This window comes from Mucilaginibacter rigui, from assembly GCF_014773275.1.
GTDB classification, from domain to species: domain Bacteria; phylum Bacteroidota; class Bacteroidia; order Sphingobacteriales; family Sphingobacteriaceae; genus Mucilaginibacter; species Mucilaginibacter rigui_A.
On the sequence record NZ_JACWMW010000002.1, the window covers coordinates 1,361,020 to 1,387,677 of the forward strand.

The 26,658-nt window shown below is 41.9% G+C and carries 19 protein-coding genes; 14 read left to right on the forward strand and 5 right to left on the reverse strand.

Going from position 1 to position 26,658, the window contains the following annotated elements; translation table 11 throughout:
- The first annotated feature begins 111 nt into the window (after window positions 1-111).
- The 9 genes from IDJ75_RS13160 (at window position 112) to IDJ75_RS13200 (ending at window position 9,498) form a co-directional block, all read left to right on the forward strand.
- A complete protein-coding gene (locus IDJ75_RS13160) occupies window positions 112-1,287 on the forward strand; it encodes an alginate lyase family protein (RefSeq protein WP_224746599.1) in 1,176 nt (391 codons plus the stop codon).
- Window positions 1,287-2,453, forward strand: a complete 1,167-nt coding sequence (locus tag IDJ75_RS13165; protein ID WP_191176052.1) for a glycosyltransferase family 4 protein — start codon at window positions 1,287-1,289, stop codon at window positions 2,451-2,453. Before IDJ75_RS13160 ends, IDJ75_RS13165 begins: the two co-directional genes overlap by 1 nt.
- Window positions 2,453-3,385 carry an NAD-dependent epimerase/dehydratase family protein gene (locus IDJ75_RS13170; protein WP_191176053.1) on the forward strand — a complete coding sequence of 311 codons (933 nt, stop codon included), beginning with the start codon at window positions 2,453-2,455 and terminating at the stop codon, window positions 3,383-3,385. The genes IDJ75_RS13165 and IDJ75_RS13170 overlap by 1 nt, the downstream gene beginning before the upstream one ends.
- Before the next feature lie 6 nt (window positions 3,386-3,391).
- Window positions 3,392-4,351, forward strand: coding sequence for an MraY family glycosyltransferase (locus IDJ75_RS13175; RefSeq protein ID WP_224746577.1), 960 nt, complete (start codon window positions 3,392-3,394; stop codon window positions 4,349-4,351).
- A gap of 271 nt (window positions 4,352-4,622) precedes the next feature.
- The gene (locus tag IDJ75_RS13180) at window positions 4,623-6,569 is read left to right on the forward strand and encodes a polysaccharide biosynthesis protein (RefSeq protein ID WP_191176054.1); all 1,947 of its coding nucleotides are present in this window, start codon (window positions 4,623-4,625) and stop codon (window positions 6,567-6,569) included.
- Window positions 6,570-6,686: 117 nt separating this feature from the next.
- Window positions 6,687-7,622, forward strand: coding sequence for a KpsF/GutQ family sugar-phosphate isomerase (locus tag IDJ75_RS13185; protein ID WP_191176055.1), 936 nt, complete (start codon window positions 6,687-6,689; stop codon window positions 7,620-7,622).
- Between the two features lie 3 nt (window positions 7,623-7,625).
- A complete protein-coding gene (gene kdsB, locus IDJ75_RS13190; RefSeq protein WP_191176056.1) occupies window positions 7,626-8,366 on the forward strand; it encodes a 3-deoxy-manno-octulosonate cytidylyltransferase in 741 nt (246 codons plus the stop codon).
- Window positions 8,353-9,132, forward strand: a complete 780-nt coding sequence (gene kdsA, locus IDJ75_RS13195) for a 3-deoxy-8-phosphooctulonate synthase (RefSeq protein WP_191176057.1) — start codon at window positions 8,353-8,355, stop codon at window positions 9,130-9,132. The genes kdsB and kdsA overlap by 14 nt, the downstream gene beginning before the upstream one ends.
- A gap of 27 nt (window positions 9,133-9,159) precedes the next feature.
- Window positions 9,160-9,498, forward strand: a complete 339-nt coding sequence (locus IDJ75_RS13200) for a DUF6122 family protein (RefSeq protein ID WP_191176058.1) — start codon at window positions 9,160-9,162, stop codon at window positions 9,496-9,498.
- Here IDJ75_RS13200 and IDJ75_RS13205 read toward each other — a convergent pair.
- The gene (locus IDJ75_RS13205; RefSeq protein WP_191176059.1) at window positions 9,495-9,974 is read right to left on the reverse strand and encodes a nucleoside deaminase; all 480 of its coding nucleotides are present in this window, start codon (window positions 9,972-9,974) and stop codon (window positions 9,495-9,497) included. The two genes, IDJ75_RS13200 and IDJ75_RS13205, sit on opposite strands and share 4 nt — an antisense overlap.
- A 102-nt stretch (window positions 9,975-10,076) precedes the next feature.
- Complete coding sequence (locus tag IDJ75_RS13210; protein WP_191176060.1) at window positions 10,077-10,676, reverse strand: OmpH family outer membrane protein; 600 nt, start codon at window positions 10,674-10,676, stop codon at window positions 10,077-10,079.
- Between the two features lie 176 nt (window positions 10,677-10,852).
- On the opposite strand from IDJ75_RS13210, the gene gyrB reads away from it, so the two are divergent.
- From gyrB to IDJ75_RS13230, 4 genes are all read left to right on the forward strand, one after another.
- Window positions 10,853-12,811, forward strand: coding sequence for a DNA topoisomerase (ATP-hydrolyzing) subunit B (gyrB, locus tag IDJ75_RS13215; RefSeq protein ID WP_191176061.1), 1,959 nt, complete (start codon window positions 10,853-10,855; stop codon window positions 12,809-12,811).
- 259 nt (window positions 12,812-13,070) lie between these two features.
- On the forward strand, window positions 13,071-13,409 hold the full coding sequence (locus IDJ75_RS13220) for a PadR family transcriptional regulator (RefSeq protein WP_191176062.1): 339 nt from the start codon (window positions 13,071-13,073) through the stop codon (window positions 13,407-13,409).
- Window positions 13,406-14,074 (forward strand): hypothetical protein, encoded by a 669-nt coding sequence (locus IDJ75_RS13225; protein WP_191176063.1) that lies wholly within the window; start codon window positions 13,406-13,408, stop codon window positions 14,072-14,074. The genes IDJ75_RS13220 and IDJ75_RS13225 overlap by 4 nt, the downstream gene beginning before the upstream one ends.
- Window positions 14,071-14,751, forward strand: coding sequence for a hypothetical protein (locus IDJ75_RS13230; protein WP_191176064.1), 681 nt, complete (start codon window positions 14,071-14,073; stop codon window positions 14,749-14,751). Before IDJ75_RS13225 ends, IDJ75_RS13230 begins: the two co-directional genes overlap by 4 nt.
- Window positions 14,752-14,757: 6 nt before the next feature.
- Here the strand turns inward: IDJ75_RS13230 and IDJ75_RS13235 are convergent, their stop codons facing one another.
- The 3 genes from IDJ75_RS13235 to IDJ75_RS13245 form a co-directional block, all read right to left on the reverse strand.
- Window positions 14,758-15,189 carry an aspartyl protease family protein gene (locus IDJ75_RS13235; protein WP_191176065.1) on the reverse strand — a complete coding sequence of 144 codons (432 nt, stop codon included), beginning with the start codon at window positions 15,187-15,189 and terminating at the stop codon, window positions 14,758-14,760.
- A 224-nt stretch (window positions 15,190-15,413) separates the two neighbouring features.
- Window positions 15,414-17,645: a translocation and assembly module lipoprotein TamL gene (tamL, locus tag IDJ75_RS13240; RefSeq protein WP_191176066.1), complete on the reverse strand. Its 2,232-nt coding sequence runs from the start codon at window positions 17,643-17,645 to the stop codon at window positions 15,414-15,416.
- A gap of 26 nt (window positions 17,646-17,671) precedes the next feature.
- Window positions 17,672-22,786, reverse strand: a complete 5,115-nt coding sequence (locus IDJ75_RS13245) for a translocation/assembly module TamB domain-containing protein (protein ID WP_191176067.1) — start codon at window positions 22,784-22,786, stop codon at window positions 17,672-17,674.
- 245 nt (window positions 22,787-23,031) lie between these two features.
- On the opposite strand from IDJ75_RS13245, the gene dnaE reads away from it, so the two are divergent.
- Window positions 23,032-26,622, forward strand: a complete 3,591-nt coding sequence (gene dnaE, locus IDJ75_RS13250) for a DNA polymerase III subunit alpha (RefSeq protein WP_191176068.1) — start codon at window positions 23,032-23,034, stop codon at window positions 26,620-26,622.
- Window positions 26,623-26,658 lie beyond the last annotated feature (36 nt).

Below are 26,658 nucleotides of genomic sequence, written 5' to 3' on the forward strand. Positions count from 1 at the left end.
CACCAGCCCGATGTTTCATCACAGGCTAAGCAAAATTTGCTTATAGATATCGGACTATGGCTAAAAACAGGTAAACTTAAGCTCGAGCCATACCCGGTTGCATTGAGGGCTATGAATACGGTAAGGTTCATTAGTACAGAAAACATTACCAATTCGGTAATTATTGATGAGTTATATGCGCAGTTCGCGTATCTTAACAGGAACCTTGAATATCATTTACTTGGTAACCACCTTTTGGAAGATGCTTTTGCATTGTTTATGGGAGGGCATATTTTTAATATGCCTGATTGGAAGCAAAAAGCCAAAAATATACTTTACAGAGAACTGAAAGAGCAGATACTAAACGATGGAGGGCACTTTGAATTAAGCCCTATGTACCATCAAATTATCCTGTTTAGGGTGTTGGAACTTGTCGATTGGTATAGTAATACAGATGGTCACGATATTGAATTTTTAACCTTTGCTAAAACAAAGGCAAGAGATATGCTAGGGTGGCTTCAAATTATTACCTTTAACAATGGCGATATCCCTCATTTTAATGATAGCGCAGCAGGAATAACTTTTACCAGCCAACAATTGTTTGGTCTTGCGCAGAAACTTGGGGTTAACCCTAATAAACAATTAAAGTTAGCCGCCTCTGGCTATCGTAAATATGGCTTTGATAATTACGAATGTGTTGTTGATGTTGGTGCAGTAGGGCCGTCTTACCAACCGGGGCACGGCCATTCAGACGCTTTATCATTTGTTTTATATAGCAAAGGGTTACCTATAGTTGTTGATGCAGGTACATCAACTTATCAGATAGGGGAGAAAAGAAACTATGAACGGTCAACCAATGCACATAACACTGTTGAAGTAGAGGATACAAACCAATCGGAAGTTTGGGGAGGTTTTAGGGTAGGCAGGCGTGCCCAGGTTACAATAACTGCTGATGTAACGCATTCGCTAACTGCGTTGCATAACGGTTATCAAAAGAAATTTGCAGCTATTCATCAAAGAACTTTTATTTTTGCCGAAGATCTTATCCAAATAGAGGATACAATATCCGAAGAGAAATTGGTTTGCAAAGCTTTGTTTCATTTTCACTCAAATTGTAATGTAATAATACAAGGGAATGATAAGGTACTCATTGATAATATAGCAACTATTGCTTTTACAAATGCAATTAAACTTGATATACAGAAATATGAATTAGCCAATGGGTATAATAAATACTTGTCGGCAGTTTGCCTTGTTGTGTTTTTTAATAAAGAATTAAAAAGCATAATGCGGTTTAATAATAATTAATGAAAAATATCCTTTACCTGAGCTTTTATTTCGAACCAGACCTCTGCGCAGGCTCTTTCAGAAATTCTCCTTTAGCCAAAGAATTGGCCAAACAAGCTAATGGTGTAGCTACAATTGATATAGTTACTACGCTTCCAAACCGTTATAACACATTCGATACTGCAGCCCCGGCTTTTGAAGAGTATGGTAACATTAACATACACCGTATCCTGATACCTAAACACCAAAGTGGGTTTATGGATCAGATCAATTCCTTTAAAACCTATTTTTTAGAAGCCCAAAAAATAATTAAAGGTAAAAAGTATGATCTGGTATTTGCATCTTCCTCTCGCTTATTTACGGCGTATCTTGGCTATAGAATAGCCAAAAAGCAGAATATACCGCTTTACCTTGATATACGTGACATCTTTATCGATACCATGCAGGATGTATTGCAAAGTAAAGTTTTAAAAAGTGGGTTGATACCTATATTGAAAACTGTAGAAACACAGATATTTAACTATGCAAGCCACATTAATTTGATATCCGGAGGCTTCGAGCAATATTTCACAAAGTATAAAAAAGCAAAATATTCGTATTTCTCAAACGGCATTGATCCGGAATTTATAGATCTAAAAGAAACTATTTATACTGATAAGAAGCAGCGCTTAATAACCTATGCCGGCAACTTTGGAGAAGGGCAGGGTTTGCATAAAATTATCCCGCAAGCGGCAAAGGCACTTGGTGATAAATTTAAATTCCTGGTTATTGGCGACGGTGGTGCGAAACAAAAGCTTGTGGATGGCATTGCTGAATCAGGCGTTAACAATGTAGAATTGAGAGGGCCGGTATCCCGTAAGGAACTGCTTTCTATTTATGACCAGTCCGACTTTTTGTTTTTGCATCTAAACGATTACGACGCATTTAAAAAGGTGTTGCCATCAAAGATATTTGAATTAGGCGCCTATGATAAGCCTATAATAGCAGGTGTAGCGGGTTTTGCTAATCAGTTTATTGATAAAAACATTCCTAACCGAATTCTTTTCCTGCCGGGAGATGTAAATGACATGGTTGGGCAGCTTAACAATTATCAATATTCTTTAGGCTTTAGAAACGAGTTTTTAAAGAACTTTAGAAGGGAGCAAATTAACAAACAGATGGCAACCTCTATACTAAGCTACCTGTAATGAATAATATATTAATTTCTGGTGCATCGGGTTTTGTTGGGCAGAATTTAAGTGAATATCTTACAGATGCCGGCCATGATGTTTTTAAATTAATCAGGGGCGCAAATACGGATAGCAATGAAATATCATGGACAAACCTAAGCAGTTTTTTTACAATTGATATTGATGTTATAATTCATTTAGCCGGAAAAGCACACGACATTAAAAATACCAGCAACCCGCAAGAGTATTTTGATATAAACACCGGCCTTACTATAAAATTATTTGACAATTTTTTAAAAAGTAAGGCAACCCGTTTTATCTATTTTAGCAGTGTTAAAGCTGTGGCTGATACAGTTGATGGCGTTTTAAACGAAACGGTAAAACCTAATCCACAAACTGCATATGGTAAGTCAAAGCTAAAAGCTGAGGAATACATAATTAGTAAGGAGTTACCTAAAGATAAGCATGTATATATCTTAAGGCCCTGTATGATTCATGGGCGGGGTAATAAAGGAAACCTAAACTTATTGTATAAGTTTGTTAGTAAGGGTATTCCTTATCCGCTTGCTGCGTTTGACAATCGTAGGTCATTTTTGTATATAGAAAATCTCAACTTTATAATTGGCAAACTTATTGAAAGTAATACCGCGCCTTCTGGTGTTTATAATATTGCCGATGACGAAAGCTTGTCAACAGTTGAGATTGTAAAAATAATTTCTCAAACATTAAACCGTAAACCTAATTTATGGTATGTTAATCAATCGTTTTTAAAGTTTACAGCAAGTATTGGAGATAAACTTAAATTACCCCTCAATTCCGAAAGACTAAAAAAACTAACAGAAAATTACGTTGTTTCAAATCAAAAAATAAAAAATGCTTTGCAGATAACAAATCTACCGGTTAGAACCCAAGATGGGCTTACACAAACCATCAAAAGTTTTAATAAATAATATATAATGATGATATACCTGCTTTTGTTTTTAGTGTTTATTGGAGCCATGTTATTATACTTTAAAATAGCCGATAAATACAATATTATCGATCACCCCAACGAGCGTAGTTCGCATAGCGCAATTACCATACGCGGTGGGGGAATTATATTTATACTGGCGGCGCTTATTTTATTGGTGTGGCACTTTAATGAGTTTTATTTGGTGTTAGCCGGCGCGATAGCGATAGGCGCAATAAGCTTTGCCGATGATATATATACATTGCCAAATAAATTGCGTTTGGCTATACATGGAATAGCAGTAAGCTTAATGTTTCTATCACTTCATGTATATTCTTCATACTCATTGTTAGGGGTTGCTTTATTATATATATTAGCAATAGGCATTATTAATGCTTACAACTTTATGGATGGCATTAACGGGATTACCGGTTCATACAGTTTGGTGACATTTGCGGGGTTACAATATGTAAATATTCGGCATAATAGCTTTATATCCCCCGAGATGATATGGGTGCCCATGTTAGCATGTATCGCATTCCTGATTTTTAACTTCCGTAAGAAAGCAAGATGTTTTGCCGGTGATGTGGGTAGTGTAACAATTGCCTTTTGGATAACCTTTTTACTCTTAAAGCTTATATTTATTACTAACAACTGGCTTTACATACTTTTCCTGGCAGTTTACGGCGTAGATGCTGTGCTAACTATCATCCATCGTTTAATGTTAAAACAAAATATCTTTAAAGCACACCGGCTGCATTTTTATCAGTTACTATCTAATGAGTATAAAATGCCTCATTTAATTGTTTCATCTATTTATGCTATAGTGCAATTAGCAGTAATTATATTAATTATAACTAATGAAAATTTGAACCCGTTAACGATAGTTGCAATAGTAATTTTGCCCTTAATGCTTAGTTATTTAATTATTAAACCTTATTTGATGAAACTTAGAATTATACAGTAAATTAATAAATGTATTATTTTTTTATTTGTAATATTTTATATTTGTAATGTTCAGCAACAAACTCCCCCCAAATGTGTTGTAGACTTTAGTCATTATATTACTATTGTTTAATAAGTAGTACTTTTTGGTTTGCATTTATCTGTATTAATTCACAAAAAAGGTTTAATTATGAGATAATGGTTTCTTTAAACTAAATAAATACTTAAATTAAAGCATTAGTTAATGCCTGAAATTATTAAATTTGCATCATTTGCCCCCAGAAAATACATTTATGAAAAAATATTTACTATTCAGTAAGGTACTCCCAAGGTGGATAATAATGTTATTAGACTTTGTAATTGTTACCTGGTCATTTGCTTCCTCTTATCTTATTGTAAACAGGTTTGAATTTGCTAATATATTAAGAGGATACTTCTTTATTTATACAGGTGTTTATTGTATAGTTGCTGTGATAGTTATGTACCTCATGCGGGTACATATAGGCCTTATCAGGTATTCAAACACACGCGATGTACTGCGTATTTTCGGGTCGGTGTTTATTAGTAGTATATTATACATGCTTATAATTTCCATTTGGGTAAAACCATATTTGCATGTTAATTCGTCCACCATCGATCTTGTGCTGCTGGTTAACTTTTCAGTATCAAGTACACTCCTTATCCTGCTCAGAAGTGCTGTAAAAAGTGCCTTTAACTATATTAATAACTATTCAAGCTCAAAAAAAACCACGGTACTTATTTACGGTTCAGATACCAGTGCAGTATTAGTTAAACAAGCTTTAGAAGCAAGTGCGCAAACTAACTTTGTTATAGCCGGTTTCGTGGATGCTGATACCAATAAAATTAATAAAGAGATACAGCAAGTTAGAGTTTATGACATTAACAAACTTCCCAAATTAAAAGAAAAACGCGCTATCGATAAAATGATCATCATGAACCACCATCTTGATGAACAGTCGAAAAAAACAGCACTGGAGGCCTGCCTTGCATTGGGTATACAGGTATTAACCGTACCGCCGTCTGATCAATGGATCTACGGTAAGCTTAACATGCAACAAATTAAGGATCTTAAAATTGAGGATCTGCTTCAACGTAAAACCATACAGATAGATACCACCCGTATATCACAAGATCTGCAGGGTAAACGTGTTTTAATTACAGGTGCGGCAGGTTCAATCGGGTCTGAAATTGTTCAGCAGGTATTGCAATATAACCCTGCTATGGTTATCCTTTGCGACCAGGCCGAGTCGCCGCTTCATGATATCCGTTTAGAGGTTGAAGAGAAGTTTGCGAAAGTACCTATTAAGATTTTTATAGGTGATATACGTAACTACGACCGTATGAGTAAACTGTTTACAGATTACCGGCCCGAGGTAGTTTACCATGCCGCAGCTTACAAACACGTGCCAATGATGGAGGAAAACCCGTCTGAGGCGGTAAGGGCAAATGTATTGGGTACAAAAAACATTGCAGATCTGTCGGTAGCTTTTGGTGTACATAAGTTTGTTATGGTATCTACAGATAAGGCTGTAAACCCATCAAACATCATGGGCACAACAAAACGTATTGCCGAGATTTACATCCAATCGCTAAAAGATAACCCTATTAATAAAGGCACCTGTTTTATAACAACCCGTTTTGGGAATGTACTGGGGTCTAATGGTTCGGTTATTCCACGCTTTAGGGCGCAGATTCAAAAAGGTGGTCCCATTACAGTTACTCACCCCGAAATAACCCGTTATTTCATGACCATACCGGAGGCTGTACACCTGGTATTAGAGGCCGGTACTATGGGAAGTGGTGGCGAAATCTTCATTTTTGATATGGGAGAACCTGTTAAAATTGTTGATCTGGCACTTAAAATGATAAAACTTGCCGGCTTACAGCCCGATAGGGACATTAAAATTGTTTACTCAGGTTTACGCCCTGGCGAGAAGCTTTACGAAGAGTTGCTTAATGATGGTGAGCATACTATGCCTACTCATCACGAAAAGATCAAGATATCTGAGGTGATCAATTATCCGTATCAAAAAGTTGCCGATGATATTAACGAGTTACTTTTATTAAATAAGCAAAACAATGATATGGCCATGGTAAATAAAATGAAGGAAATTGTTCCTGAATTTATCAGCAAAAACTCAGAATTTGAGGGCCTTGACAACAGGAGAACCGCACCTCTGCAGGTAGAAGCTAAAAAGTTAAGGATATTGCAGGATTAGTCAATGCTGATACCTGTAAGGTATGGGTGTTAATCGTATTAGGGCGCTGTTTAGCTAAATCTGATTTTATTGAGTATAATTGCAATACAAAATAATTCCCCCGAGCTTTTACAGCTTATGAAAAGTATTGCCCAAAAAGTATTTGATATAGAAATAGCATCCTTACAGTATGTAGCATCGATGATAGATGAACAATTTAGTGGGGCTGTTGATGCCGTGCTAAATTCTACAGGTAAACTGGTGGTTTGCGGAATGGGTAAATCCGGCCATATTGGTAAAAAAATATCGGCCACATTCACAAGCACAGGTACCCCCAGCTTTTTTATGCACCCTGCCGAAGCCTTCCATGGCGACCTGGGGATGATAAGTGCTGATGATGTTGTGATACTGGTATCTTACTCTGGAGAAACCGAGGAGATTTTAAAAATAGTACCATACCTGCAGTATAATAAAAATATATTCATAGCAATAACAGGTAATGCCAGTTCAACGTTGGCAAAAAATGCCACGTACCATTTAAATGTTTGTGTAAAGCAGGAGGCATGCCCCCTTGAACTTGCGCCAACCTCATCAACTACAGCCACACTGGTTATGGGCGATGCACTTGCAGTAGCCTTGATGACGGCTAAAGACTTTTCTCCGGCCGATTTTGCAAGGTTTCATCCCGGAGGCAGGCTTGGCCGTAAACTACTGGTGAGAATAAAAGATTTGATGCGAACCGATAAACTTCCGTTCATTGATAGAGCAGCTACCTTTACGCAACTGGTTCTGAAAATGAGCGAGGGAAAACTGGGGATGGTTATAGTAGGCACTCCAGAAAGTGTAGCAGGGGTAATAACCGATGGCGACCTGCGCCGCGGATTAGTTAAATATAACGACCTGCATAATTTGCCCATTACCGATATAATGAACAGCGCTCCTCAAACCATTAACGAACACGAATTGGTTTACGATGCCGAAGCGTTAATGATGGAACGAAAAATCACTACACTTTTGGTACATAACGATCAAAACATCTTAACGGGCGTTTATCAGATATTTAACCAGGCTTAATACATGAAGGCGAATATTGTTATACCTGCCCGGTTAAAATCGACCCGGTTACCACGCAAAGTATTGCTCGATTTGGGTGGTAAGCCGGTTATACAAAGAGTTTACGAGGCTTGCTTAAAAGCTACGCTTCATCACGAGATATGGATAGCTGCGGATAGTGATGAAGTATTTAATATTTGCAAAGGGTTTACTCCCAATGTACTTATGACTAAAGAAGAGCATCCCAGCGGTACCGACCGTATAGCTGAGGTAATTGAAACCGTATCTTGCGATATGGTTGTAAACGTACAAGGCGATGAACCCTTTTTTGATGCCGGAATTATTGACAGGCTTATAACCGCCCTGCAACAAAGCGATGCCGTTATGGCCAGTGTTTATGCGCCGGTAGCAAATATAGATGAACTAAACAACCCAAACCTGGTTAAAGTTGTTACTGATGTAAACGGCAATGCCATATACTTCTCCAGGTTTGCAATCCCATTTTCAAGAGATAGGGAGGTGGAAGATGTTTCTGCTTATAAAAAGCATATGGGCGTTTATGCGTATAAGACGTCGTTCCTGAAAGAGTTTATTACCATGCCGGTTTCGTTTTTAGAGAGTACCGAAAAATTGGAACAGCTAAGAGCGATTGAGAACGGTTATAAAATTAAAATGATTGAAGTGAAAGATATTGAAAAGGGAATAGATACCCCGGAAGACCTGACACTTGCACGTAAAAAGATAAAAGACAATGGCATTATATAAAGATATTACCGATAAACCTTTTTTTATTGTTGGCCCATGTGTAATGGAAAACCAGGAACTGCTATATACCGTAGCTGAAAAGGTTGCAGAAATTGGCAGCAAATACCCGGTAACAGTGGTATTCAAATCATCGTTTGATAAAGCTAACCGTACCAGTATCCATGCATATCGTGGTCCTGGTATTGGCAAGGGGCTTGAAATGCTGAACAATGTAAAGGAAAAATTTAACCTGCCCGTTACTACAGATATCCATGAGCCATTTCAGGCTGCTGTAGCGGCCGAGGTAGTTGATGTTTTACAGATCCCGGCATTCCTGTGCCGCCAAACAGATCTGCTCGTTGCGGCGGCCGAAACCGGTAAAATAGTAAACATTAAAAAAGCGCAATTCTTATCCGGCCAGGATATGTTTTATCCGGCGCAAAAAGTAAAGGAAGCCGGTAATGAGCAGATCATCCTGACTGAGCGCGGCAACTCATTTGGCTATAATAACCTGGTGGTTGATTTCAGGAATATTTATGATATGAAGGAATTTGGTTACCCGGTTTGTATGGATTGTACCCACTCGGTACAACGCCCGGGCGGCGCAGGTGGCAAAACCGGCGGCGACCGTAAATTTGTGCCTTACATGTCGCACGCGGCAAGGGCCTTTGGGGCAAGCGGTTACTTTATAGAAACCCACCCCGATCCTGACCACGCCCTGAGCGACGGCCCTAACATGCTATACCTAAAGGATCTGGAAGAGTTAATAAAATCGCTGATAAGCTAATAAGGAAGCTTTTATAATTAATAAGGGTTGGAACAATTTTTAACCGTACTGCGCCCTGTATTACACTACAGCCTGCATTTTTTAGCCCCTGGCTTACTGGCTTTTATATTTTTTAGAGACCGGTGGCAAAAGGCATGGTTAATTATGGTGGCAACCATGGTGGTTGATGCCGATCACCTATTGGCCAAGCCTATTTTTGACCCTACGCGGTGCAGTATAGGTTTCCACCCACTTCACTCTTATTATGCAGTAGGTGTGTATGTAATTATGCTGTTTTTCCCAAAAGCAAGGATAGTAGCTGTAGGCTTACTGTTCCATATGCTTACAGATTTTCAGGATTGCCAGTGGATAGGGCTAATTGGTTAGTAATCTTTTTTACTTTCCGAGATCTCCCATTGTTTAAATACAGCCAACGCTTCATTGTGCATCATTTGTACGAACGGCATTTGGCGTTTTTCCATGGGTTTTTCCAACTCATCATAAATAAAATGATCGTCAAAGCCTATATCGGCAGCATCCTTTTTGGTATTGGCGTAATACACTTTACTAATGCGAGCCCAGTAGATAGCGCCAAGGCACATAGGGCATGGTTCGCAGCTGGTGTATATCTCGCAACCTTCTAAATTAAATGTCTCCAATTCCTGGCAGGCTAAGCGAATAACAGAAACTTCGGCATGCGCGGTGGGGTCGTTATTTGGTACAACTCTGTTCGCGCTGCGTGCTATAACCATCCCATCTTTCACGATCACAGCACCAAAGGGGCCGCCCTGCGCCTGTGTTACATTATATTCAGACAGGTCAATAGCCATCTGCATGAATTTCTGGTTCCCTTTATCTTCCATATGCATCTAAATTAAAAAACCCCAACAATAAGCCGGGGTTTTAAATTAAATTATTTTTTATCTGAGCATCTGCATATTCACGCATCTGCCCATCTGGTTATATTATTTTTTGTCTTTAGCGTAAGCTTCGTTCAGTCTTTTAATAACATCGGCAGTTACGTCAAGGCTTGGGTCGCCATAAAGTACGGTAGCGTTCCCCTTTTGGTAGGTTAATATCAATTTATAACCTTTTTCTTTAGCATAAGCTTTAGTAAAGTCAACCAGTTTTTCGTAAAGTTTGGTTTGCTCGCTTACCTGGTCGTTTTGTACCTGTGCACCTGCATTTTGCTGGTATTGCTGAAACTCCTGGCCTTTACGCTGTAAACGTTGCTCAGTAGCCTGGCGTTGGTCGGCAGCCATAGTAGGGGCCGCTTTCTGGTACTCAGCAATTTCGCGCTGTATAGCCTGCTGGCGCGATTGTACATCAGCTTGCGCGGCTTTACCTTTATCACCAAGGCGTTTATCCATATCCTTAATATAGTCGTATTTAGCAACCAAGGAGTCCTGATTGATGTAAACAATTTCAGGATTACTGGCAGTTGTTCCTGCAGTAGGTGCAGCAGCTGCTTTAGTTTCTGGTTTATTTTGGTTACAAGCAGATACACCTGCAGCAATTAATATTGCTAATACTGAATTTGTAACGATTGATGCCTTGATTTTCATTGTGTTTATCTTAAAAAAAATTTTGACAAATATAATCTTTCGGCACAAGTTTCCTAACCATTAATTAACATGTTTATTACCGGTCATATTTATCCACAATCGCACTATTGTTAAACAATAATGAGCTTAATGTGAAGCAAAAATCGTAAATTTGAAGGTTATTGTTTTAATCAAATATGAGCGAAGAAAATCAAGATAGATCAAATTATTCAGCGGATAATATACAGGTTTTAGAAGGTTTAGAAGCTGTACGTAAAAGGCCTTCCATGTACATTGGTGATACAGGCGTAAAGGGCCTTCACCATTTGGTATATGAGGTAGTTGATAACTCGATAGATGAGGCTCTTGCGGGGTATTGCGATACCATTAATGTTACTATTCATAAAGGTAACTCTATTACTGTTGTAGATAACGGCCGTGGTATCCCAACAGGTATCACTACAAAAGAGAAAGTATCGGCATTACAAATTGTAATGACTGTATTACACGCCGGTGGTAAGTTTGACAAGGATACCTACAAAGTATCCGGTGGTTTGCACGGTGTGGGTGTAAGTTGTGTTAACGCACTATCAACACACATGAAAACGGTTGTTGAACGCGAAGGCAAAATATTTACTCAGGAATACTCTCAGGGAAAACCTTTGTTTGAGGTTAAAGAGATTGGTGTATCGGCACGTACAGGTACTACACAAACTTTCCAGCCCGACCCCGAAATATTTACATTAACTACCGAATACAAGTTTGAAACCCTGGCTACCCGCCTGCGCGAACTTGCATTCTTAAATAAAGGTATCCGTTTAACATTAACAGACGAACGTGAAACCAACGATGATGGTTCTTTCATTTCAGAAGAGTTTTTCTCTGAAGGTGGGTTGAAAGAATTTGTTAAATACCTGGATGGTACCCGTGTACCTATTATTCCTGAGCCTATTTATCTGGAAGGTATAAAACAAGGTATCCCGGTTGAACTGGCTTTTCAGTATAACGATACGTATACCGAAAACGTGCATTCGTATGTAAATAACATCAACACTATTGAGGGTGGTACACACGTAGCGGGTTTCAGGATGGGTTTAACACGTACGCTGAAGGCTTACGCTGATAAATCGGGCTTGTTGAAAAACATGAAGATCGAAATTACAGGTGATGACTTCCGCGAGGGGTTAACTGCCGTAATTTCGGTTAAAGTACAAGAGCCGCAATTTGAAGGGCAAACCAAAACCAAATTGGGTAACAGTGAGGTGAGTGGTGCCGTTAACGTGGCCGTAGGCGAAATTTTAGGTAACTACCTCGAAGAAAACCCTCGTGAAGCTAAAATGATAGTGCAGAAAGTTATACTTGCTGCTACCGCACGCGCGGCCGCACGTAAAGCACGCGAAATGGTGCAGCGTAAAAGTGTAATGAGCGGTTCAGGCTTACCTGGTAAACTGTCTGATTGTGCTAACAGCGACCCAACACTATGTGAGTTATATCTTGTAGAGGGCGACTCGGCGGGTGGTACCGCCAAACAGGGGCGTAACCGCGAGTTTCAGGCCATATTGCCTTTAAGGGGTAAGATCCTGAACGTGGAGAAAGCCATGGAACACAAGATCTACGAGAACGAAGAGATAAAAAATATGTTTACCGGCCTCGGGGTAAGTATAGGTACGCCGGAAGATGCCAAAGCACTTAACCTAACCAAACTGCGTTACCATAAAATTGTGATCATGACGGATGCTGACGTGGATGGTTCGCACATTACCACATTGATCCTCACTTTCTTCTTCCGTTATATGAAGGAACTGGTTGAGTATGGTTATGTGTACATCGCATCCCCACCGCTTTACCAGGTAAAAAAAGGTAAAGAATCTGAATACTGCTGGAACGATGAACAGCGCGATGCCGCTATACAACGCCTTAAAGGCCAGGGTAAAGAGGATAGCGTACACGTACAGCGTTATAAAGGTTTGGGCGAGATGAACGCCGAGCAATTATGGGATACAACCATGAACCCGGCCCACCGTACCCTTAAAAAGGTAAGCATTGAGAACGCTGCCGAATGCGATCACACCTTCTCGATGCTGATGGGTGATGAGGTTGCACCCCGCAGAGAATTTATAGAGAAAAATGCACGTTACGCCCGTATAGATACCTAATATCATTATTACGTGCCCAAAATATTAAAGCCTCCTGACCTTCAGGAGGCTTTTTTACGTAATAGGTTTTATGGGTGCCCTTTTGGTATTTTTTTCGGCCTTTATTCGCCCTTTTTCGCCCTTCATTTGCCTTTGAAGGTTTTTTTATGACTTTATAAGGCACTAAATGGGGGTATAAAACATTAAATGCCGGTAAAATATACTTTTAAATTTATATACATAATTTTCTTATGTATATAAATATTTATATATTTGAATTATGAGCACCAACCCATTATTAAAAGGAAGCCTGCAAACCATCATTTTAAAACTACTGGAAGATAACGACCAGATGTATGGATACGAGATAACCCAAAAGGTTAAAGAGGTATCAGATGGAGAGATAATGCTTACAGAGGGCGCTTTGTACCCGGCCTTGCATAAACTGGAAGCTGATGGTTTCCTGGAAACATTTACGCAGGTGGTTGATAACCGTGTACGCAAGTATTACCGCCTAACCGAGCAGGGGGGCAAAGAGGTGACCAGTAAATTAACCGAAGCACAGGCCTTTATAGATCAGCTGCAAACTTTGTTGAACCTTAAACCCGCAACCAAATGAAACCTACGGAACAGCAGCTAAAAGTATTGCAAACCTATCTGCATAAAACGCTTACCTACCGGGAAACCTACGAAGAAATTTACGACCACATTTTATCGGCGCTTGAGCATCAGCCGGCAGATATAAGTTTCCAGGACGCTATAAACGGCATTATTATAAATGATTTTGGAGGGCATAGTAATTTATTGAAGGTTGAAAAAGCTCACAAAGATGCTTTGGTTAATGATATGTATAAAAAGTACCGTTCATACATTGTATCGTACTTTACATTCCCTAATCTGTTTTATTTACTATTAGCTGTAGGGGCAACTTGTTACGGCTTTGCACAAATTAGGGTCAGTATATCGTTAATTATTGTGATGGCTTTTTTGATGATTTTAGCACCCTACATCATTTATCTTTTACGACTGTATGATACCGGGTATATTTTAGGGACTACGCAAAAATCGGCTAAAGATAAATCGTTTGAAATATTGGCGAGTATACCTGTTCGTTTTTTTGTGATCGTAAATACTTTTGCTATTTGGAGTGGTGAAGGATTTTACAAAGTTTTTTTAGGAACTAATAATTACCTGTTGGCAATATGGTTTATGATTGCCATACTGTATAACTTATCATTATACAAACTATATAAAAACGAATTCCAAACCACTGCCGCAATATGATACTATCGCCACATGAACTGCAATGGGTAACCGAGCGTATGAAGATATACGACATTAAATACCAGGAGAGTTATTTCGAGATACTCGACCATATCTTAACGGCTATTGAAACTAAACGCGATAACGGTGACACGCGGGATATATCGGTTGTTTTTCAGGATGTGGTGGATACCGATTTTGGTGGCTATTCGGGTATTGAGGCATTGGCTGTTAAACAGGAAAATATATACAATAAGTATATTGGAGGGGTATTTAAAGCTATTTTTCGTGGCTATTTAAATTGGGGCCTATTGGTTTTCACAATAGTTATATCAGCCCTGGCATATACCCTGCCCGATAATAAAGCCATGCACGGCGTTTTCTTTATTGCTATACTTTTGCTGGCTTTTTCGCCGTTGCTGTATGCCTTTTTATTAATATCCCGCAAGGGAACATCTGTAAAAGGGAAGAAGTCCCTGTTAAAAGGGCGTTTAATATCGCAAACTTACCTGCCGGGTATGCTGCTGAACGGCATTATTTACCTGCCTGTGCTTTTTAAAGGCGGCGATGATGTTAACGGGTTTAAAATAATGCAGCATTGGCCCTTGCCGGCGCTAATGGTAATATTGATATTTTTTGCGGTGCTGAATTTGAGTTCGATAACGCTTTGTAACCAGGTGTTAAAGAAAAGAGGGTAGTCTTTCTTACTTCAGCTTTAACGTTTTCTTCCCAAAATCAATTACCGCGTGGTACTTCATTAATATATCGCTGCCCAAAACACCCAGTACCTCAGGGTACCCCAGTTCGCGGTAAGCTATGTTGATGGTTGACAGGTCAAGCACGGCTACTTCCAATTCGGGGATCATCATATCGCCTATCCATATATTTTCTATTACTGCCGTTGCCGATTCCATGGTGTTGGTACCCAAACCGGTTGAAAGCCTCTCGCTGGCTACTATATCAGCCATCTCATTGGCCAGTATCAGCAGGTCGCGGTCAAAGGCTGTACGCGATGCGCCGGTATCCAGTACCACTTTAAAAGGCTTATTGAAGATCACAATATCCAGCACAGGGTGAAAGCCATCGCCATGCAGGTCGATGATGTTTAGCGGAATAGATATAGTTTTTTTAGCCATTTAGTCGTGTTGGTGCAATATAGCTATCCAACTATAATTCAATCAATAAAATCAACGTAACAATTATATGGTTTTAAGCAGGTTAACCACAGCATTATCAGAGGTTGCACAGAGATGAATGGGGATTGCTTTTTGCATATTGTATGAAATATCTCTGTGACCTTTGTGTTTCCACTCTGTGGTTCTCTGCGGTAAAGTTAGCTGCCAATCCATTATTGAGCCAATTAAAACGGATACCCTATGGCAATGTTTAAGATGCTGTTTTTAAAACTCGGGCTTATAGAGCGCTGCCCGCCTGCCGGTGTATACGGCCTTACCAGCGGGAAACCAAGATCGGTACGCAGTACCAGGATGGTAGCATCAAACCTTAAACCAAAGCCCGCATCAACAGCCATTTGCGATAAAAAATTAGGGCCAAATGTGCCGCCCGGCTGGTGTGGTTTAGCGTTCCAGATGTTACCGGCATCGGCAAATAACGCACCGTACACAATGCTGAATAGCTTTTGGCGGTACTCAATATTAGCCTCCAGTTTTATATCGCCCGATTGGTCTGCAATAAAGGCGTTACCGTTTGCACTGGTCGGGTCTACGGTTCCCGGGCCCAGTGTTCTTGGCCTGAACCCTCTTAAGCTGTTAGGCCCGCCAATAAAGAATTGCTGGTTATACGGTAAAATGGTTGAGTTACCGTATGGCAAACCAACACCTGCAATAAGCCTGGTAGCAATTTTGCTGTTAGCGCTAAGTTTATGGAAAAAGCGGATCTCGCTCTCTGCTTTAACGTATTGGTTAAATACGGTACCAAACAGTGTTTTCACTTTGCCGCCAAGGGTATCGGCACCGCTTATAATGCCATAAAGGTTGTTTGATAAACTAAGCTTGCCACGGAAGTAAAGGCTGTTGGTACGATAGTCTTCGGTGGTGTTATCAAATGTATAAGCATAGCTTGGGCCTAAAGTAAATTGCGGGTCAATTACGTGTTTAAGCGCCGGGTTGCGGTTGTTTGGATTACGTATGCTATCCAAATATAACTGGCTTATATTACGTGGCTTTACAAAAGTGGCCTCCAGTACATTTAACTCGTGTATCTTATGCTCGCTTGTTTTAAACTGGTACCCGAACGACCCTGTGAACGAGTTAAGTGAGTACAGTTTTTGCCGTACAACAGAGGTGTAACCCAGCGTTAATATAGTGCGCGGGATGTACCCGTTATCGGCCCGCAAAGCAAACGGACTTATCAGCCTTGGCCACGAAAGGCTGGTTTGCACACCATACTGGTAAACGTTGTAGCCGCTGTTTTGGCCGCCCACCTGCACATCGGTACTACCAAATAGGGTAACTGTTAAAAGCTCGCCGCCTTTAAAAGCATTGCGGTTTTTCCAGCTCAGGTTTATTTGCGTACCGGTATAGTTGGCAGATGATGTACGGCCTATGATCTCGGCCTGTAACGATTTGCGTTTATACGGGGTAAGGAAATAATAAACATCCAGCTTGGGCGAATCGGGCGTTACATCTTCAAACCTGTTTTTTACATAACGGTACGGCCCCAGGTTAATAAACCTGTTTAACGAATTGTTATGGGTGGTGCGGCTGTATACATCATTAGGATGCAGCAACACGGTATTGGAGAATAAATATGGCCTCACGGTGTTACGCGGGTCAATGATGTTGTAATTGCGGTAAGGTTTTGCCTGGTCTAACCTTAAGGATGTATCCCTTAACGAGTAATTTGGGTACACGTAAATATTACGGACAGAATAAATTTCGCGTGCCCTCTCTGGTGTTTCGGGTTTAATACGAACTATCATGTTTACTTTATGGTCTTCAATGGTACTGTCAACCCTTACAACCAATTGCTCGGGCGCAAAGTAAAAAAAGCCCTCTTCCTTAAGGCGGGTATCAATCCTGATGCGTTCGTTCTTGATCACATCAAGGTTGTATTTTTCGCCTTTTTTTAACAGTGTTTGCGCCATGGTGCCTTTAACGGCGGTATCAAGGCTATTATCTGTAGCGGCAGGGAAGGTAACGTTATTGATGGTGTATGATGGCCCCGGCAGCGCGGTGAATAAAGCTTTGGCCGTTTTCTTTTTGCCTATAGTATCGCCGCTAACCGTTGCCTGGAAGTAGCTGATATTTTGCAGGCGGTTTTGCATAATGGTGCTGTTTTTAGCCAGATCTACCTGGCTAACCAATACCGGCGGCTCGCCGTATTTGCTCAGAAATTTTTGAATAAACCCATGGCGGTTGCGGGTTTTGTAATACAACCAAAGTTTTATTCTCATCCCTAATAAAGATGAGTTTGGTTTAGGCCTGATATAGGTTTTCAATTCCGACTCCAGAGCCTTTGCATCGCTTTTAGGTATATTTTTATCATCAACCTTAACAGTACCGCCGGTATAAAGCTTTTCGTTTGGCGGCAGGTACCTGGTAGTGCTGCAGGCGTTTAACACTACAGCCATAAGTACTAAATATATTATACGTTTAATCATAAGGTTGTGGTCTGTGTCTTGGTTCTTTCGTCTTTATCTTTTTGCTGCGATGCTTTTTCCTGCTCGTCTTTTAGCTTTTGCTCTTCTTTATATTTTTTACGCATCTCCCTTTCTTTTGCTGTGCGTTTACGGAAGATCTCGCGGAAACGGTTATAATCTACCGTGAGCGAAAACCCTATACCGGTTTCAACTACCTGGCCTTGTATAACTATAAATTCATCCTTACGATACGCGCGCAGGGTATAGCGCCCATCCTTGCTCAGTTTGTAATTAACCGATACGTTGCCGGCAATGTTTGATGTTTTTTGCCCGGCCTGTGCGCCTTCCAGGTTAAAGTTGTTACCTACGCTCACTGTTAGCCTATCGTTAAGGAAGCGTTTACTTAGCCCAACGTTAAGGTCTGTTCGGTTTGTTGCCGTTCCGGATGAGTAGTCTTCGCCGGATGTTAACCCGAAATTAAGGTCGACCCCTGTGATCAGGTCGCCAGCCAGGTTATTCAACTGGTCGGTAAGTAAACCGCTCACGCTGCTGCGTATAGCACCTTCAACACCGGCGCTGCCGCCCTGGCTTTGCAGTGGGTTATCGCCAATAAAGTGGCCAAGTACCAGCACACCCAATACTTGTTTATTTAACTCGTTAGGGTCCTGCCTTACCTGGGCAAGGCGGGTACCAACAGTGGTGGTTACTTCAGACGATACGTTGTAATTACTATCCGGCAGGGTAATATCAAAGCTGATATCGGGTTTCATTAACTCGTTACGTAAGTTAAGGTTTACATTAAACGGTAACTTTTGCTTGTATTGGGTCGAGTTTTGGTCGGTTAGTTGGTTAGCAACCAGGTCTATCGGTGGCACGTTGGCTATGTAAATGGCAGTAAGGTCTATATTAGCGCTTGTTGGGTCGCCCGTCCAGGTAATGGTGCTGCCCGGCTTAAAGTTAAACTTACGCGATACGGTGGCATACGACAGGTTGTACGAGCCGCTGCTAACCACATAAGTACCGGTTAAACTTGTTTTGCCGCTTGGGTCTATACCGCCGCTCAGGTGTGCTTCGCCTTTTAAGTGTACCACATCGCCGTTACGCTCATCAACTACAATAGTAAAGGCCGCGTTTTTATCAATGTTCACCGTAGCATTTACATCAAGCCCGGTAACTTCCGATTGTTTTAGCGAATCAAGCTGTCGGGCTATGAGTATCGAATCTGTGTTTGGTGCGCTTGCGTCAAAAAACTCAACTACCCCCTTGCGGTCTTCCACACCGGGGTCGCTGGTTGGCAATACAATAGCAAAGTCTGTTTTATCATTAACGGTCAATGTTGCATCAACCACAGGTTTGGCCATATCGCCCCTTACTTTTATATCGGTATCCATAAACAACTTGCCATAAAACAGCTTGTTATCTGCCTTGGTAGAGTTGATAACCCTAAAGTTGTTTGCACGTATATTCACCCCGAATTTAAAGTCGGTATAAGTTTTGGTGTAGATAGAACCCGAAACAACCGCCTTGTTGTTGGTTGAATCAACCAGTGTAAAATCGTTGAACCTTATCCCTTCATCATTAAACGTAATGCTTTCCTGCGGCATGGTGAAGTAGGAGTTAAGCATGCTTACGTTAAACGCAACTTTATTGAAGTGCACATCGCCCCGCACAGCTGGTGCGGCGGTGGTACCGGTTATTTTTAGCTGGCCGGTAATATTACCGCTCGAGTTTTTAATAGCCCCAAAGCTAAAGCCCTCTATACTCTTCATGCCCAGGTTTACAATATTCAGGTTCATGTCAAACCGGCTTTCGGGAGTGGTATAGTACATACCGTTCAAATCAACCTGGTTGCCTTTGCCGGTAACACTTGCCTGCAGCGCAAATGCGTTTTGAGTTTGGTTATTTACCTTAAGCGCTATATTACCTACGGTATCGCCTTTAAAGTTAAAGTCGCTCACATTCATATCGGCAGTAAACACCGGCGATTTCTGGAAATTGCTTACTACCGCGTTGCCATTGATGGTTCCGCCTACAAACAGTGAATCCTGCTGTGCTATTTTGGTCAGGGTTTCTATCCTGAAGTTTTTAAAATCAACCGTAATAGGCGAATTTACGCCCCCCGAGCTATTGGCGCTTAATACCTGGTTGCTGTTGGTGATGCTAAAGTTACGCGCCAGTATCCCTTTTGCGCCATAAAACAGCGCGTTATCCGGGTTAACATCCCATGGGGTGTAATCAAACATCAGCCCGTTTTGTAAAAAGCTGAACTGATACTGATCTGGCAATACACTAAACTGGCCGGCCATGCGGTAGCGTTCTTTCTTTAGTTTGTCGCGCACCTGTAAGCTAATGCCCAGCTTATTGTTTTGGGCGTTACCCGATACACTGGTATAAAGCAGATCTAATGACGAACCCACTTTTATTTCATCAACCGTTAAATTGTAATTTAAGGCATTATTACCCGTGTTAATAGCCAGCTTTAAGTTATTTACTGTATTAGTGCCATAAATAACTTTAGGTGCAGCACCATTTACAATAAGCTCGCCGGTGGTGCTGTTAAAGCGGCCGTTAAATAAAACCGGGTCAAGCTGTTTTAAATCAGGGGCAAATTTAGCTACCAGCGGGGTTTTCACCAGGCGGGCATCAAACGTGAACTGCTGCGGCGAGTATTTAACTTTTGCCCTTGGGGTTTTACTGCCAAGGCTGGTGTTGTAGTATTTATCAATCACATCCTGCAGGGCAGGGGCAATTTGGGTTAGCTTATACTTACCGGCCATGTGTGCGTAAAACATAGGCGTTTTTAAGCGCAGTGTGCTGCTATCGGCAGTGGCGGTTGATATCAGGCTAACGGTATCTAAATTGATGCGCTCGCCTTTATTAATCACCAAAAGGTCGGTTGCCAATATGTTGGCGTTCAGGTAATCAGGGTCGGCAGTTGGCACATCGGCAATAATTTTACCATGAAAACGCATCGGGCCTTTTACAAAATTCAGTTTTTGCAGGTCTATGCTATCTACCATTAAGGTAGCGTTAACTGATGGGTATTTTTTGTTCATGTTGGCCTTAGCATCAAGTGTAAAGTTGATGTTAGGGTCTTTCATACGGGCTTTGGCCACATAGGCCCCGTTATGCGCCGTACCATTCATTACTAAATTACGGTAGGTATAACCCTTAACATTTGCGCTTACCACATCGCCGTTAAATTTAAGGCTGGCGGTTTTAGGGTCGAGGCCGGTACCGCTGATGTTGGCTTTCATGGTTACAAAACCTACCATTTGCGGCTGTTTGGTTAATGCGCCAACGTTTAAATTATTAGCCTTAATATTGGCCGAGTAGGTTTCGCTGCCTTTGCGTTTGCCGCTCTTCATAGCAGCTACCAGATCAACCGCGCCATAGCTGCTGCGCAGCGCCATTTTGGTGTTAAAGGTTTTCATGGTACCCTTAAAAGTACCTTTCAGGTCCATGTTTTCGGGCACGCTTACATTGGGCGGGATGGTTCCCTTTGGTACAAGGCGGGCAATATCTGTACGGGTGGTACGGAAATCATTTATCGTTAGGTCGAAATATGCTTTCTCCACATCAGGTAAGCCGCGCATGGTAGCCGATGCTTTCACATAAGTATTGCCAAACCCGCTGATCTCGATATTAGGGATGCGCAGGTTATTTACCTGCCCGCTAACCCTGCCGTTCACTTTAATAACCGAATTTGGCGAAGATTTGAACGGCTCCATCGATGCCATAGTGGGCATCAGCAATAACACATCGCGCAGGCCAAGCTTGCTGCCATCAAGGTTGGCGTTGATGCTTAGCTTGCCCAGGTCTTTTGTTAACGATGCTATGGATGGGTAACCCACCTGCAATTCTTTTTGGATAACCGAGGTTGGTGTTTCTACCAGCAGGTCTTTTAAGTAAGCGCTTTTTGGCCCGTAGAAAAACGAGGTGTGAAACTTATTGATCTTCAACCCGCTTTTCTCGGCAAATGTGAAAGAGTTTACCTTGCCCGATATACTATCGGGTGTGTAGTTAAGGTCCTGTATATCGGTATTCAGGTTTTTGATACCCATGTGGGCAAAGTCAAGCCCGCGGGGCAGGGGTTTTTGCGCGTCGTTATCAAACTTAATATTATCGTTGGTTAGCGTTATGCGGTTTAGGCTTGCTGTCCAGCCTTTTGCCTGGGTAACTGAGGCCAGCGTATCAATTTTCTTAATGGTTTTATCAACCGCTTTGGCAACGGTGGCAGGTTTGGCAAAGGTAATCCCGGCGTTGGTATTATCCAGTTTGATAGATTTGATGCCCACATGCTGGTTCTTCATATCTATCTTATCCATCTCTACCAAAAAGGTGCCCAGGTCAACCTTGGCGGCCATTTCGTTGCTTTTGTAGTCAACCTTTATTTTGTCAACGTTTATCTCGCCCAGGGTGAGATCCATATTTAATGGTTTAACGGCGGTGTCAACCTTGGCGGCCTGGGCAATAGAAGAGCCGGCCGGGGTTTGGATGATCCTGGCGTTAACGCCGCTCAGGTTTATTTTAGGGATAGTGAACTTCATCTTATCCATATCAAAATCTTTGATACGGGTATCAAAATGCCCCAGCAGGAATTTTACATCGTTACCGGTGGTTACATCTTTATATTTAACGTTTATCTTATCCAGGATGATCTTATCTACCGAGAACTTCATGGTAGAGGTAGTATCCTCGGGCTTCGGTTCTTTTTTCTGTTCGCCGGCAAAAGCTTTGATAATGTAATCGAAGTTAAAAAGGCTATCCGGCCCGCGGCTGATATTGGCGGTGATACCTTCCAGGTTTATCTCGTTTATCTCAACCTTGTTTTTCAGCAGTTTCATCAGGGTGATGTCAACCTTAAGTTTATCACCCGCAATAAGGGTATCTTTCTTTTGGTCTTCAAAGTAAACATCTTCTAAAACCAGCAATTTGGGCAGGCCCAGGCTAATGTGGCCAATTTCAACTTTTGTATGGATTTTATTCTGAAGGAAGGAAACCGCTTTGTCTTTCGCGAAGTTTTGCACGGCGGGTACCTGTATTAAAATAACCACAAGCAACACCAAAAAGATGACACTTGCAATTATCCAAAGTATTGTTTTGAGGGCTATACGTCCAAATCGTTCCAAATTCTTAAATCTTAGGGTGATTACCTATTAATAACGAGGGTGTGGGGCATACACCGTTATAGCGTTTTAACATTTGCGAATAGTTAATTGTTTTTATCTTATTAGTAAAATTTACCTATAAAAAGCATCCTATTCTGACCGTTGATAAACGAAGTGTAAATATGAGGCGATTTATCAACAAACATGTACTTAAACTTTGTTTTTTGATAAATTTGTAATCCACACGATTCAGAGAGAAAGATACTATGCCCGAATTTTCGCACTTACACGTACATACCCAATTCTCATTACTTGACGGTGCCGCCGATATATCAAAGCTATATAAAAAAGCGGCAGCAGATGGTATGAAAGCCCTGGCAATTACTGACCACGGGAACATGTTTGGCGCGTTTAAGTTTGTGGCCGAGGCAGGTAAACACAATGTAAAACCCATTGTTGGCTGCGAATTTTATGTGGTTGATGACAGGCATAAAAAACAGTTTACCAAAGAAGTAAAAGATAAGCGTTACCACCAGCTGATGCTGGCCAAAAACGCCGAAGGGTATAAAAACCTCATTAAGCTATGCTCTTTAGGTTATATAGAAGGCCTTTATAGCAAATGGCCGCGTATAGATAAAGAACTGATATTAAAATACCATAAAGGTATTATAGCAACCACTTGCTGCCTGGGTGCATCTGTACCGCAGGCTATTTTAAGGGACGGCGAAGCCTCTGCCGAAATTGAATTTAAATGGTGGCTTGACCTGTTTGGCGAAGATTTCTACATAGAAATGCAGCGCCACGATATCCCCGAGCAAAATATAGTGAACGAAGTGTTAATGAAGTTCGCTAAAAAGTATAACGTTAAGGTGATTTGCTCGAACGATTCGCACTACGTGGATCAGCAGGACAGTAACGCGCACGATATTTTACTATGCGTAAACACCGGCGATCTGCAAAGCACCCCTATAGCTACCGATGAAGAAGGTGGTAAGGGCTATCGCTTTGGTTTTACCAACGACCAGTTTTATTTTAAAACGCAGGCTGAAATGGGCAAGCTGTTCCATGACATCCCTGAGTCGTTGGATAATACGCAGGAGATTGTAGATAAGGTAGATGTACTGAAACTGAAAAGGGACATCCTGCTGCCTAACTACGTTATCCCGCCCGAGTTTAAGATTCACAGTGATATGACGCCCGATGCGGACACCCTTAACCAATGGGAGTACCTGAAGCACCTTACCTTTATGGGTGCCAAAGAGCGTTATAAAGATATTAGCCCCGAGGCCGAAGAACGCATCAACTTTGAGCTGTTCACTATCCGTACCATGGGGTTTGCGGGTTACTTTTTGATCGTGGCCGATTTTATTAAGGCGGGCCGCGATATGGGCGTATTTATTGGCCCGGGCCGTGGTTCGGCAGCGGGATCAGTGGTGGCCTATTGTACGGGTATCACCAATATCGACCCGCTGAAGTATAACCTCCTGTTTGAGCGTTTCCTGAACCCCGATCGTAAATCAATGCCCGATATTGATACGGACTTTGATGATGCCGGCCGCCAAAAGGTTATTGATTACGTGGTTGATAAATACGGCAAGAACCAGGTGGCGCAGATCATTACCTATGGCTCAATGGCTGCCCGTACCAGTATACAGGATGTTGGCCGCGTACTGGATATGCCACTGAGCGATGTGAACGCCATGAAGAAGCTGGTGCCCGAAACCCTGGGGATCAACCTTAAAACAGCCATTGAGCAGGTAGCAGAACTGCAGGTTATATACAAATCAAACGATCTCAAAGGCACGGTGCTTCGCGAAGCAGAAAAGCTGGAAGGATCTGTACGTAACACGGGTGTGCACGCCGCGGGTATCATCATAGCGCCTTATGACCTTACCGATATTGTACCTGTTGCTACCGCGAAAGATTCTGACCTGCTGGTTACCCAGTACGACGGGCGTGTAATTGAGGATGCAGGCGTAATTAAAATGGACTTTTTGGGCCTTAAAACCCTGACCATTATTAAGGATGCGTTAAAGCTTATCCGACAAAACCATGGGGTTGAAATTGAGATAGATTACATCCCGCTGGATGATGAAGCAACCTACGAGCTTTACCAGCGAGGCGATACCAACGGTACCTTCCAGTTTGAAAGTGACGGGATGCAAATGTACCTGCGCGACCTTAAACCCGATAAGTTTGAGGATCTGATTGCCATGAACGCCCTGTACCGCCCGGGCCCTATAGAATATATCCCCAACTTTATTAAGCGTAAACACGGGTTAGAACCCATTGTGTTTGACCTTGCCGATATGGAGGAGTACCTGGGCGAAACCTACGGTATTACCGTGTACCAGGAGCAGGTGATGCTTCTATCGCAAAAGCTGGCTGGCTTTAGTAAAGGTGATGCCGACGTTTTGCGTAAGGCAATGGGTAAAAAACAAATTGAGGTACTCAATAAAATGGAAGCCCAGTTTATGGAGGGCGCCATGGCCAAAGGCCACCCCAAAGATAAACTGACCAAAATATGGACCGACTGGAAAGCATTTGCCCAGTATGCGTTCAATAAATCGCACTCTACCTGTTATGCTTTTGTGGCCTACCAAACGGCTTACTTAAAAGCGCATTACCCGGCAGAGTACATGGCGGCGGTTTTGAATAACCAAAACAACATGGAGAAGATCACCTTCTTTATGGAAGAATGCCGCCGCATGGGCGTTGAGGTTTTAGGCCCCGATATTAACGAGAGCGATATGGCCTTTACTGCCAACAGGAAAGGCGTTATCCGCTTTGGGCTTACCGGTGTTAAGGGTGTAGGCGAAAAAGCTGTTGAAAGTATCATTGAGGAACGTGAGGCCAACGGCCCGTATAAAAGCGTTTACGATTTTGCACAGCGGTCCAATACGCGGTCGGTTAACCGTAAATCGTACGAGAATTTAGTGTATGGTGGTGCATTTGATGGGTTTGGCTTAAACCGTGCGCAGTTCTTCGCTAAAACAGAGAACGGTATTTTAACCGGGGTTGAACGCCTGATAAAATATGGTAATGATTATCAGAACACGCAAAGCAGTTCGCAATCGTCCCTTTTTGGCGGCTCCGTGGCCTCTTATATCCCAGAGCCGGCCTTGCCCGAAGCTGAGGAATGGCCATTGATAGAAAAGCTGAAATACGAGAAAGAGGTTATTGGCATTTACTTAACCGGCCACCCGCTTGACAACTTTAAGCTGGAGATTGACCGTTATTGCAATACCACCATAACCGAGTTGAAGAATATCCAGAAAGCCCGTTCGGGCGAGGGCGGGGAAGAGGTGATGGCCAACCTGGCCAACCTGCGTAAACGCGGCGAGATCTGTATTGGCGGGCTGGTATCAAGTGTGCAGCACAGGTTTACCAAGATGGGTAAACCGTTTGGTGCCTTTGTGCTGGAAGATTATAACGAAAGTTACGAGTTCGCCTTTTTTGGGGATGATTATGTAAAGTTCCGTAATATGATGGTGGAGGGGTACTTCCTGCATATTAAAGGTACGGTTGAAGAGAAATTCCGCCAGAAGGATAACTGGGACTTGCGGGTAACTACTATGAGCCTGTTATCTGAAATGCGCGATAAATTAACCAAATCTGTTGTGGTGAGCCTGGATCTGAAAATGCTGAACACGCAGTTAGTTGAGCGACTGGAGCAGATCATTACTACAAATAACGAGCGTTACCCGGCAAAAAGCTGTGCGTTAAAGTTTAAGGTGAAATGCGGCGAGGAGGCCATGATCGTTGACTTACTCTCTAAAACGCACAAGGTAAGCCCAAGCGATGAGCTGATGGCCGATATTCTGAATTTAACACATGCGCCTGCGGTGCTGATGTAGTGGTAAAATTTCGTAAATTTGAGTAATAACGTTAAA